This is a genomic window from Mycobacterium talmoniae, assembly GCF_001854525.1.
In the GTDB taxonomy this organism is placed as follows: Bacteria; Actinomycetota; Actinomycetes; order Mycobacteriales; family Mycobacteriaceae; genus Mycobacterium; species Mycobacterium talmoniae.
In genome coordinates this window covers 1-11478 of record NZ_MLQM01000175.1, presented here as the reverse complement: position 1 = coordinate 11478, position 11478 = coordinate 1, and the positions used below count along the sequence as shown (strand labels likewise).

11 protein-coding genes are annotated in these 11478 nt (G+C 69.9%); 6 read left to right on the top strand and 5 right to left on the bottom strand.

Features of this window, described 5'->3' with window-relative positions; genetic code table 11:
* Positions 1 to 199: 199 nt before the first annotated feature.
* Positions 200 to 688: a flavin reductase family protein gene (locus BKN37_RS22565; protein WP_071029174.1), complete on the bottom strand. Its 489-nt coding sequence runs from the start codon at positions 686 to 688 to the stop codon at positions 200 to 202.
* A gap of 337 nt (positions 689 to 1025) precedes the next feature.
* Between BKN37_RS22565 and BKN37_RS22560 the strand changes: the two genes are divergently transcribed.
* From BKN37_RS22560 to BKN37_RS22550, 4 genes are all read left to right on the top strand, one after another.
* Positions 1026 to 2861 carry an acyl-CoA dehydrogenase gene (locus BKN37_RS22560; protein WP_071029173.1) on the top strand — a complete coding sequence of 612 codons (1836 nt, stop codon included), beginning with the start codon at positions 1026 to 1028 and terminating at the stop codon, positions 2859 to 2861.
* A gap of 111 nt (positions 2862 to 2972) precedes the next feature.
* The gene (locus BKN37_RS30235) at positions 2973 to 3107 is read left to right on the top strand and encodes a hypothetical protein (RefSeq protein WP_278184971.1); all 135 of its coding nucleotides are present in this window, start codon (positions 2973 to 2975) and stop codon (positions 3105 to 3107) included.
* A 4-nt stretch (positions 3108 to 3111) separates the two neighbouring features.
* A complete protein-coding gene (locus tag BKN37_RS22555) occupies positions 3112 to 4080 on the top strand; it encodes a GlxA family transcriptional regulator (protein ID WP_071029172.1) in 969 nt (322 codons plus the stop codon).
* Between the two features lie 11 nt (positions 4081 to 4091).
* Positions 4092 to 4799, top strand: a complete 708-nt coding sequence (locus tag BKN37_RS22550) for a DJ-1/PfpI family protein (protein ID WP_071029171.1) — start codon at positions 4092 to 4094, stop codon at positions 4797 to 4799.
* A gap of 92 nt (positions 4800 to 4891) precedes the next feature.
* Here the strand turns inward: BKN37_RS22550 and BKN37_RS22545 are convergent, their stop codons facing one another.
* Together BKN37_RS22545 and BKN37_RS22540 are read right to left on the bottom strand one after the other, a co-directional pair.
* The gene (locus BKN37_RS22545; RefSeq protein WP_071029170.1) at positions 4892 to 5812 is read right to left on the bottom strand and encodes a TIGR03564 family F420-dependent LLM class oxidoreductase; all 921 of its coding nucleotides are present in this window, start codon (positions 5810 to 5812) and stop codon (positions 4892 to 4894) included.
* A 192-nt stretch (positions 5813 to 6004) separates the two neighbouring features.
* Positions 6005 to 7348 carry an acetyl-CoA C-acetyltransferase gene (locus BKN37_RS22540; protein ID WP_071029169.1) on the bottom strand — a complete coding sequence of 448 codons (1344 nt, stop codon included), beginning with the start codon at positions 7346 to 7348 and terminating at the stop codon, positions 6005 to 6007.
* A 137-nt stretch (positions 7349 to 7485) separates the two neighbouring features.
* Here BKN37_RS22540 and BKN37_RS22535 point away from each other — a divergent pair, with 137 nt between their 5' ends.
* Both BKN37_RS22535 and BKN37_RS22530 read left to right on the top strand, forming a co-directional pair.
* Entirely contained in the window at positions 7486 to 8850 is a 1365-nt protein-coding gene (locus BKN37_RS22535; RefSeq protein WP_071029168.1) for a 3-oxoacyl-ACP reductase, read from the top strand.
* A 20-nt stretch (positions 8851 to 8870) separates the two neighbouring features.
* Entirely contained in the window at positions 8871 to 9713 is an 843-nt protein-coding gene (locus BKN37_RS22530; protein ID WP_071029175.1) for a MaoC/PaaZ C-terminal domain-containing protein, read from the top strand.
* Between the two features lie 86 nt (positions 9714 to 9799).
* Here the strand turns inward: BKN37_RS22530 and BKN37_RS22525 are convergent, their stop codons facing one another.
* Positions 9800 to 10420 (bottom strand): TetR/AcrR family transcriptional regulator, encoded by a 621-nt coding sequence (locus tag BKN37_RS22525; RefSeq protein ID WP_071029167.1) that lies wholly within the window; start codon positions 10418 to 10420, stop codon positions 9800 to 9802.
* A 73-nt stretch (positions 10421 to 10493) separates the two neighbouring features.
* On the bottom strand, positions 10494 to 11478 hold a 985-nt coding region (locus BKN37_RS22520), incomplete at its 5' end, for a glycoside hydrolase family 3 N-terminal domain-containing protein (protein WP_071029166.1).

Sequence of the window (11478 nt, the reverse complement as noted above, 5' to 3'; positions counted from 1 at the left end):
GAGCTCCCCGGCGGCGGCCCCAGCATGGGTGGCAAAGACCCAGCAGCGGAACACCCGGCCCCACCCCCCCAACGGGAGGAGCCCCAGGCCCCCCCCCCACCGCCGCGTCCGGCCCCGCCCCAACCGAGGGGCCACGTCCAGCTGGCGCCGTGAGACGAGCCGAACGAGCGTCGGTAGCCGCTGTCTCCGGACGCGGCCGTTAGACGCCGAGCCGACGGAACACGCTGCGGTGAAACACGATGGGCGCCACGTCGGGGTCCACCGTGACGTCGCAGACCCGCAGCACCACGATGGTGTGGTCGCCGGCCGGGACCAGTTGTTCGATCGCGGCCTCCAGCCACACGCTGGTGCCCTTGACGAACACGGCGCCGCCGTCGTTGGACACCGTCTCCAGGCCCGCGAACCGGTCCCCGGTCTTGGCCGCCAGTTTGCGCGCGGCCTCGTCGTGCGCCTCGCCGAGCACGCTGATCCCCAGCAGGGGCAGATCTTTGAGTTTCGGCCAGGTCGTCGACGTGTTCTGCACACAGAACGACACCAGCGGCGGGTCCAACGACACCGGAACGAAGGTGCTGGCCGCCAGCCCCACCCGAGTGTCGTCAACCTCGGCCGCGATGGCGATCACGCCGGTGGGGAAATGTCCAAAGGCCTCCCGCAGGGAGGACGGTGTCAGCTTGCTCGCGGAGTTCACCAGAATTCATTCGCCTCGACGGGATTTGGCAGTTATCGACCCTACCCGTCGAGGGGTGCCCGCCGACCGGCGCCCGGCCCTCGCGCGGGAGGGCCGGCGACACCCCGACCCCGCCGGTGCGCAGTGACAGCCACCACAACACCCAACCGGTCCGGCATCGCCGCAGGTCAGCGCGCACGTCGAAGCGGTGACGCGGCGGGAGCCAACCGGTTGGTGGAATCTAGCTCACAAACGCTTGCGTTGAAGTTACTAGTCGGTATAGTTTGTGCCACGTTACTGGTGGGTAACTTATCCGGAGTACCCAACCGCAAGTGGCACTCTCATCGAGGAGGAAGTAGTGAGCCACTACAAGAGCAACGTACGCGACCAGGAGTTCAACCTCTTCGAGGTCTTCGGCGTTGACAAGGCGTTCGGCGACGGCGACTACGCCGACCTGGACGTCGACACCGCCCGCGAGATGCTGGGTGAGATGGCCCGCCTGGCCGAGGGGCCGGTCGCGGAGTCGTTCACCGACGGCGACCGCAACCCGCCGGTGTTTCACCCCGACACCCACTCGGTGACCCTGCCCGAGTCGTTCAAGAAGTCGGTGCGCGCCACCATCGAGGCCGGCTGGGACAAGGTCGGTATCCCCGAGGAGCTCGGCGGGATGCCGATGCCCAAGGCGATGGTGTGGGCGCTGCACGAGCACCTGCTGGGCGCCAACCCCGCGGTGTGGATGTACGCCGGCGGCGCCGGGTTCGCCGCCATCTTCTACCACCTGGCCACCGAAGAGCAGAAGAAGTGGGCCGTGCTGGCCGCCGAGCGCGGTTGGGGCGCCACCATGGTGCTGACCGAACCGGACGCCGGCTCGGATGTGGGCGCCGGCCGCACCAAGGCCATCAAGCAGGACGACGGCTCCTGGCACATCGACGGCGTCAAGCGGTTCATCACCTCCGCGGACTCCGACGACCTGTTCGAAAACATCTTCCACCTGGTGCTGGCCCGCCCCGAGGGCGCCAAGCCGGGCACCAAGGGCCTGTCGCTGTTCTTCGTGCCGAAGTTCCACTTCGACCCGGAGACCGGTGAGCTCGGCGAGCGCAACGGCGTGTTCGTCACCAACGTCGAGCACAAGATGGGTCTGAAGGTTTCGACGACCTGTGAGCTGACCTTCGGCCAGCACGACGTGCCCGCCAAGGGCTGGCTGGTCGGCGAGGTCCACGACGGTATTGCGCAGATGTTCGACGTGATCGAGCAGGCCCGCATGATGGTGGGCACCAAGGCGATCGCGACGCTGTCGACCGGTTACCTCAACGCGCTGGAGTACGCCAAGGAGCGGGTGCAGGGCGCGGACCTGACCCAGATGACCGACAAGACCGCGCCGCGGGTGACGATCACGCATCACCCCGACGTGCGTCGTTCGCTGATGACCCAGAAGGCCTACGCCGAGGGTCTGCGCGCGCTGTACACCTACACCGCCACCTACCAGGACGCCGCGGTCGCCAAGGCCGTGCACGGGGTGGACGCCGACCTGGCGGTCAAGGTCAACGACCTGATGCTGCCGGTGGTCAAGGGTGTGGGTTCCGAGCAGGCCTACGCCAAGCTCACCGAGAGCTTGCAGACCCTGGGCGGGTCCGGCTTCTTGCAGGACTACCCGATCGAGCAGTACATCCGCGACGCCAAGATCGACTCGCTCTACGAAGGCACCACTGCCATCCAGGCGCAGGACTTCTTCTTCCGCAAGATCGTCCGCGACAAGGGTGTGGCCCTGGGCCACGTGGCCGGCCAGATCGAGGAGTTCGTCAAGAACGAGTCCGGCAACGGCCGGCTCAAGGCCGAGCGGGAGCTGCTGGCCACCGCGCTGGCCGACGTGCAGGGCATGGCGGCCTCGTTGACCGGCTACCTGATGGCCGCGCAGGAGAACATCGACAGCATCTACAAGGTGGGGCTGGGCTCGGTGCGGTTCCTGATGAGCGTCGGCGACCTGGTGATCGGCTGGCTGCTGGCCCGTCAGGCCGCGGTGGCCATCGAGAAGCTCGACTCCGGGGTCAGCGATGCCGACCGCGCCTTCTACGAGGGCAAGATCGCGGTGGCGTCGTTCTTCGCCAAGAATTTCCTGCCGCTGCTGACCAGCACGCGTCAGGTGATCGAGACGATCGACAACGACATCATGGAGCTCGACGAAGCGGCGTTCTGACCGCCGACGCAGTACTCGCGCAGGCCCCCGGGGACAACCTTGGGGGCCTGTTGCGTTGCTGGATAACTGAGATCGACGTCCATACGGCGCGAAACCGCGAATCTCGGGGCTATGGGCCAGTTTGCGCGTCGATTTCAGCAGGCCCAGCTCTCCTGGCGGCGGCTCGACTGGTGCCGCGACGAAGCCAATGTCCTGATTTGTGGGATGCCGGGCGTAGACGCCATGCTGGCCGGCGGTCAACACTGAGGGCGTGACACGCAACGTCCTCATCTTTGGGTATCCGGGCGTGCAGGCGCTGGATGTGGTCGGCCCGTCGGAGGTGTTTGCCTCGGCGTCGCTGAAACTGGCCGGCGATGGCCGCGGCCAGGACGGCTACCACGTCGCCGTGGCCGGTATCGACGGCCTGCCGGTGACCACCACCAGCGGGTTGACCCTGGCGGGTGCGGTATTGCCCGATCCCACCCAGCCGGTGGACACCCTGGTGCTGCCCGGCGGCGCCGGCGTCGAGGCGACGCGGGCCAACCCGGCGGCCGTGGAGTGGATCCGCACCGCGGCGCATCACACCCGGCGGGTGGTCAGCGTCTGTACCGGCGCCTTCCTGGCTGCCCAAGCCGGCCTCCTGGACGGCTGTCGTGCCACCACCCACTGGGCGTTCGCCGACCGGCTGGCCCGGGAGTTCCCGGCGATCACCGTCGATCCGGAACCCATCTTCGTGCGCAGCTCCGAGACGGTGTGGTCGGCCGCCGGGGTGACCGCCGGCATCGACCTCGCGCTGTCGCTGGTCGAAGACGACCACGGCACCGAGGTCGCGCAGACGGTGGCCCGCTGGCTGGTGTTGTATCTGCGCCGCCCCGGCGGGCAGACCCAGTTCGCGGCACCGGTGTGGCTGCCCCGGGCGCGCCGCGACCCGATCCGTGGCGTCCAAGAGGCGGTCGAATCCGAACCCGGTGCGCCGCACCGCATCACCGACCTGGCCGCCCGTGCCGCGATGAGCCCGCGGCATTTCACCCGGGTGTTCACCGCCGAAGTCGGGGTGGCGCCGGGCACCTACGTCGAGCGGGTCCGGACCGAGGCCGCGCGCCGCCAGCTCGAGGAGACCGACGACACGGTCGTCGTCATCGCCGCCCGCTGCGGGTTCGGCACCGCGGAAACCATGCGCCGCACCTTCATCCGTCGTCTCGGTGTGTCACCCGACCACTACCGCAAAACCTTCGCCTGAAAGGACCACCCATGCAGATCGCGATCGTGCTCTACCCCGGCTTCACCGCGCTGGACTTCATCGGCCCCTACGAGGTGTTGCGCAGCCTGCCCGACGCCGAGGTGCGGTTCGTCTGGCACGAGGTGGGCCCGATCACCGCCGATTCCGGCGTGCTGGTGGTCGGCACCACCCACGCGCTGACCGAAACACCGGCGCCCGACGTGGTTTTGGTTCCGGGCGGCCCGGGCTCGCTGGCCGCCGCCCGCGACACGGCCCTGCTGGACTGGCTGCGGCAGGCTCAGCGGTCCGCCGCCTGGACCACGTCGGTGTGTACCGGGTCGGTGGTGCTGGCCGCCGCCGGGCTGCTGGAGGGCAAGCGGGCCACCTCGCACTGGTCGGCGCTGAGCACCCTGAAAACCTTCGGGGTGACCCCGGTCAACGACGAACGCGTGGTGCGCCAAGGCAATATCGTCACCGCCGCCGGTGTGTCGGCCGGGATCGACCTGGCGCTGTGGCTGGCCGGGCAGATCGCCGGGGACGGCCGTGCCAAAGCCATTCAACTGGTGATCGAATACGACCCGCAGCCGCCCTTCGACTCCGGGCATATGTCGAAGGCGTCGACGGCAACCAAGGCCGCCGCTACCGCGCTGCTGGCCAAGGACGTGATCAAGCCCGCGCCGCTGAAAGCGGCGACCCTGCTGCTGTGGGACCGGGCGCTAAGCGCCGCACGGGCCAGATAGCTGGCACGAGCAGACGCAAAATCGCACGATTCGGCCACGCCGAATGCGATTTTGCGTCTGCTCGCGGGGGTGGCGGGTGGGCGGAACCGCGGTCAGGAGTCCAGCCGGCGCAGCAGGGCGCGGGTGCGGGCGCGGCCCTCGGCCGACGGGTCGAACACCACGCCGACGAACTCGTCGACCCCGGCCCCGCCTAACCCAGACAGGCGCTCGCTCACCGCGGCCTCGTCGCCGATGATCGCGGCGTCCTCCGGGCCGGCGAAACCCTCCCGATCCAACATGGCGCGATACGACGGCAGCCGCCCGTACATGGCGAACTGTTCGGCGGCCCGGGCCCGCAGCCCTGCCGCGTCGTCGGTGACCGCGACCGGCAGCGCCGCGACCACCCGCACCGCCCCCTCGGGACGCCCGGCCGCCGCCGCGCGCAGCGTCGGCCCGACGTGCTCGGCCAGCGTCGTGGGCCCGGTCATCCAGGTGACGGTGCCCGCGGTGCGCCGACCGGCCAGCTTCAGCAGCTGCGGGCCCAGGGCGGCGATGTACACCGGCGGCGGAGGTGCACCCGGAATCTGCAGCGCCCCGCGGGTGGTCACCGTCTCCCCGGGCGCGTCCGCGGACTGCCCGGCCAGCAGCGGCTGCAGGCCGTCGAGGTACTCGCGCAGCCGCCGCACCGGCTTGTCCCACGGGATGCCCCACATGCCCTCGGTGACCGCCTGATGGGTCATGCCCAGGCCGAGCAGGAAGCGTCCGTTGCCGATCAGGCTCAGCGTCAGCGCCCGCTGGGCCAGCAGCATCGGGTGCTGGTTTTGGATCGGGATGACGCCGGTGCCGACCTCGATGCCGTCGACCTCGCGCAGCGCGACCGCCAACACCGTCAGCAGGTCGGGCTCGTACGGCATCTGGGTCAGCCAGACCCGGCGGAAGCCCTCGCCGTGCAGTTGGGCGAGGTTGTCGACGGTGGCATCGACCGCGGAACGGCCGCCGGTCTCACTGAGCGAACTGAGGATGCTGACCTGCATGGCGCATCACCCTAACCGGTGACGTGCGGCCAGAAGGGGGATTCGGGGGCGGGCTGCACCCGCCGCCGGATCCCCGCTGTCCGGCGGCGGAGGTTGGGAAGCTCCGTGTTGCCATCGGGTCGGGGGGTTGGATGGCAACACGGAGCTGTCCGTGTATCGGTTACCCGGCGCGGGGTGTTACAAACCCGTGGCTCAGGCTTCCAGGATGGCGGCCACGCCTTGTCCGCCGGCCGCGCAGATCGAGATCAGCGCCCGCACCGGCTTGTTGGCGGCCGCGCCCTTCTTCTCGGCCTTGGCCTCCGCCAGCTGCTTGGCGGTCTGCGCCAGGATCCGGCCGCCGGTGGCGGCGAACGGATGACCGGCGGCCAGCGAGGAGCCGTTGACGTTGAGCTTGGACCGGTCGATGGCGCCCAACGCGGCGTCCAGCCCCAGCCGCTCCTTGCAGTAGTCCTCGGATTCCCAGGCCTGCAGGTGGCAGAGCACCGTCGAGGCGAAGGCCTCGTGGATCTCGTAGAAGTCGAAGTCCTGCAGCGTGAGCCCGTTGCGGGCCAGCAGCCGCGGCACCGCATACGTCGGCGCCATCAGCAGGCCGTCGGCGCCGTTGACGTAGTCGACCGCGGCGGTTTCGGCGTCGACGAAGTAGGCCAGCGGCGTCAGCTTGTGCGCGGCCGCCCACTCCTCGCTGGCCAGCAGCGCGACCGAGGCGCCGTCGGTCAGCGGGGTGGAGTTCCCCGCCGTCATCGTCGCGTCGCCGGCCTTGACCCCGAACACCGGCCGCAGCGTGGCCAGCTTCTCCACGCTGGAGTTGGGGCGTAGGTTGTCGTCGCGGTACAGCCCGAGGAACGGGGTGACCAGGTCATCGAAGAATCCCCGGTCGTAGGCGGCGGCCATGTTGCGGTGGCTGGCGGCGGCCAGCTCGTCCTGCGCGACGCGGTTGATCCCCATCTGTTTGGTGGTGATGGCCTGGTGGTCGCCCATCGACAGCCCGGTGCGCGGCTCGCTGTTGACCGGGATCTCCACCCCGAGGCTGGCCGGCAGCTTGCCCGCCAGCTGCAGCCGCTGCAGGTTGGACTTGGCGCGGCGCAGGGCCAGCAGGGTGCGGCGCAGGTTGTCGCCGAACGCGATTGGGGCGTCGGAGGTGGTGTCCACCCCGCCGGCCGCGGCGACCTCGTAGCGACCCGCGGCGATGCCGTCGGCCGCGCAGATCGCGGCCTGCAGCCCGGTGCCGCAGGCCTGCTGCACGTCGAACGCGGGGGTGTACGGCGACAGCGCCGAGCCCAGCACGCATTCGCGCATCAGGTTGAAGTCGCGGCTGTGCTTGAGCACCGCGCCGCCGATGACCGCGCCGAGGCGTTCCCCGGCCAGCCCGAAGCGGTCCACCAGCCCGCCCAGCGCGGCGGTGAACATGTCCTGGTTGGAGGCGTCGGCGTAGGCGCCGTCGGAGCGGGCGAACGGGATGCGGTTGCCGCCCAGCACGGCCACCCGCTGCCGCGTCTGGGGGGTGTTCTTGGCTGTCGGGGTGCTTGCAGTGGCCACGATGTCTCCGTGTTGTCGATTTGGGGTTGATCCGCCTTCGGACCCATACTACTCACTGTTCTTACTCTGGAGTAAGTTCGTGGTCGATGCGTACGGTTGTCTGTTGAGACGACACACCCGACACGGAAGGCAGCTGCATGGCTCCCAAGGTTTCCTCGGATCTGTTCTCGCAGGTCGTCAACTCTGGTCCCGGGTCGTTTCTGGCCAAACAACTCGGTGTTCCGCAGCCCGAGACGCTGCGCCGGCATCGGGCGGGTGAGCCGCCGCTGGCCGGGTCGCTGCTGATCGGCGGCGACGGCCGGGTCGCCGAACCGCTGCGCGCCGCGCTGGCCGCCGACTACGACCTGGTGGGCAACAACCTGGGCGGCCGCTGGGCCGACTCGTTCGGCGGGCTGGTGTTCGACGCCACCGGGATCACCACCCCGGCCGGGTTGAAGGCGCTGCACGACTTCTTCACCCCGCTGCTGCGCAACCTGGGCCGCTGCGGGCGGATCGCGGTCATCGGCACCACCCCGGACCAGGCCGGCAGCGTCGACGAGCGGATCGCGCAGCGCGCGTTGGAAGGCTTCACCCGCTCGCTGGGCAAGGAGCTGCGCCGCGGGGCCACCATCGCGCTGGTGTACCTGTCCCCCGACGCCAAACCGGCCGCGACCGGGTTGGAGTCGACGCTGCGGTTCATCCTGTCGGCCAAATCCGCCTATGTCGACGGGCAGGTGTTCTACGTCGGAGCCGCCGATTCCACCCCGCCGGCCGACTGGGATAAGCCGCTGGACGGCAAGGTCGCGGTGGTCACCGGCGCGGCCCGCGGCATCGGCGCCACCATCGCCGAGGTGCTGGCCCGCGACGGCGCCCGCGTGGTCGCGGTCGACGTGGAGCCGGCCGCCGAGGCGTTGGCGGCCACCGCCAGCAAGGTCGGCGGCACCGCGCTGACGCTGGATGTGACCGCCGACGACGCGGTGGACAAGATCACCGAGCACCTGCGCGAGCATCACGGCGGCAAGGCCGACATCCTGGTCAACAACGCCGGCATCACCCGCGACAAGCTGCTGGCCAACATGGACGACGCGCGCTGGGACGCGGTGATCGCGGTGAACCTGCTGGCCCCGCAACGCCTCACCGAAGGCCTGGTGGGCAACGGCAGCATCGGCGAGGGCGGCCGGGTGATCGGGTTGTCCTCGATGGCCGGGATCGCCGGCAACCGCGGCCAGACCAACTACGCGGCCACCAAGGCCGGCATGATCGGGCTGACCGACGCGCTGGCCCCGGCCCTGGCCGACAAGGGCATCACCATCAACGCGATCGCGCCCGGGTTCATCGAGACCGCGATGACGGCGGCGATCCCGCTGGCCACCCGCGAGGTGGGGCGCCGGCTCAACTCGCTGTTCCAGGGCGGTCAGCCCGTCGACGTCGCCGAGACCGTCGCCTACTTCGCCAGCCCGGCGTCAAACGCGGTGACCGGCAACACGATCCGGGTCTGCGGCCAGGCCATGCTGGGGGCATGACCGTGACCCAGGTGAGCCAGGTGAGCCAGCCCAGCGGGCTGAAGAACATGCTGCGGGCGGCGGCCGGGGCGCTGCCGTTCATTCCGCGCAGCGACACCCTGCCCGACCGCACGCTGCGGGTCGACGAGTTGGCCATCGACCGCACCAACGTCGCCGAATACGCCGCGGTCACCGGGTTGCGCTACGGCGACACGGTGCCGCTGACCTACCCGTTCGCGTTGACGTTCCCGACGGTGATGGCGCTGGTGACCGGCTTCGACTTCCCTTTTGCCGCAATGGGAGCCGTGCACACCGAAAACCACATCACCTCCTACCGGCCGATCGCGGTGACCGACACCGTCGGGGTCGCGGTGCACGCGGAGAACCTGCGTGAACACCGCAAGGGCCTGCTGGTCGACGTGGTCACCGATATCAGCGTCGGCAACGACGTGGCCTGGCATCAGGTCACCACGTTTCTGCATCAGCAGCGCACCAGCCTGTCCGATGAGCCCAAACCGCCGCCGGCCAAGCAGCCCAAGCTGCCACCGCCGAACGCGATCCTGCGGATCACCCCCGGCCAGATCCGGCGCTACGCCAGCATCGGCGGGGACCACAACCCGATCCACACCAACCCCATCGGCGCCAAGCTGTTCGGGTTTCCGACCGTGATCGCGCATGGGATGTTCACCGCCGCAGCGGTGTTGGCCAACATCGAGGGCGAGCTGCCCGACGCGGTGCAGTACTCGGTGCGGTTCGGGAAGCCGGTGCTGCTGCCGGCCCGGGTCGGGCTCTACACCGACCGGGTCACCGGAGGCTGGGAGTTGGCGCTGCGCAACATCGCTAAGGGTTATCCGCACCTGACCGGCACGGTGCGGGGCCTCTGACCCCGTCGAGATCGACGTTTGCGTGACGAAGTGCGAGTAGCGGGCACGCAAACGTCGATCTCGGCGCACCGAAGGCGACACGTGCCCTACCCGGCGACCGCGGTGTCGGCGCTGCCGCTCGGGGTGCCCCGCAGGCCGCGCCAGAACAGGCTGATCATCAACTCGGCCGCGTCATCGACGTCGGTGTCGCCGGTGCTGATCCGGGTGGCCACCGCCTCCCCGGCGCCCACCAGGGCGACGGCCATCATCTCGAAGTCTTCGCCGGGTTCCGGGTTGCGGGTGCCGGCCCGCAACAGCCGGCTCACCAGCTCGATGATCCGCTCCCGGCCTTCGCGCACCGTGTGGGCGAACGCCTGCGAGCTGGTGGCCTGGGTGTACATCACGATCCACGACGCCCGGTTGGTGTCGATGTAGTTCAGGAACGCCAGGATGGTGTTGCGGAGCAGTTCACGCGGCGGCCGCTGAAAGTCGATGCCGGCCCGCACCGTCTCGATGAACCGGCTCAGCTCCCGGTTCAGGCAGGCGCCGAACAGCTCCTCTTTGGAGCCGTAGTACAGGTACAGCATCGGCTTGGAGATCTGCGCCTCGGCGGCGATGGCGTCCATCGAGGTCTCGTGGTAGCCGTTGACCGAGAACATCTGCACGGCCGCGTCCAGCATCTGCTGCTCCCGGACGGCACGCGGTAACCGCTTGGTTCCACCAGCCATCAGGCGCCGCTCCCTTCCGTGGTCCGCGTACGTTACTCAAGAGTAAGCAATGGCCACCCGACGCCGCGGACGGTTAGCCGCCGCAATGCGAATTGGTGCCCTTGATCGCCGCCACCCGCCGCAGCGAGGCATCCACCGCCGGCGTCGTCAGCTCGCCCGCGCCGACCGCCTGCTCCAGCCGGTCCAGCACCGCGCCCACCTCGTCGGTGGTGACCCACAGCGCCACGTCCACCCCGGCCTGCAGGCTGTGCAGCACCGCGTCGGGCACGCCGTAGTGTTCGCTGATCGCGGCCATCGACGACAGGTCGTCGCTGAATACCGGGCCGTCGAACGCCGGGCCGTGATAACCGGTGCCCTCGCGCAGCAGCCGCACCGCCTCCGGGCTCAGGCTGGCCGGGTTGTCCCCGGTCAGGCCGGGAACCTGCAGGTGGCCCATCATCACCGCCACCGGCGCCTGGGTGACCAGCGTCCGGTAGGGCACCAGGTCGTTGTCCTGTAGCGCCGCCAGCGGCGGGGTGACCACCCCGCCGGTGTGCGAATCCCCGGAGCCGTGGCCGTGGCCGGGGAAGTGCTTGAGCACCGGCAGCAGCCCGGCGTCGCGCAGGCCGCGGGCGTAGGCGCCGGCGTAGTCGGTGACGGTGGCCGGGTCCGCGCCGAACGATCGGTCGCCGATCACGGTGTCATCGGGCGCGTCGGTGACGTCGACGACCGGGGCGAAGTCGACGGTGATGCCCCGCTCGTGCATGCGGCGCCCCCGGTCCAGCGCCAGCTGGTAGACGTCGTCCACGGACTTGGTCTGCGCCAGCACCCGCGCCGACGGAGTCGAGCCGATCAGCGACGACAGCCGCGACACCCGGCCGCCCTCCTCGTCGACGCTGACCGCCAGCGGCAGCGGGCCGGCGTGCGCGGCGATGTCGGTCAGCGAGCCGTCGGACAGCATGGCCAGGTCGGTCCAGCTGCCGATGAAGATGCCGCCGACGTGGTGGTCGGTGACCACCGTGCGGGCGTCGGCCGCGTCCTTGACGCCGACCATCAGCAGCTGGGCCAGCTTGTCGCGC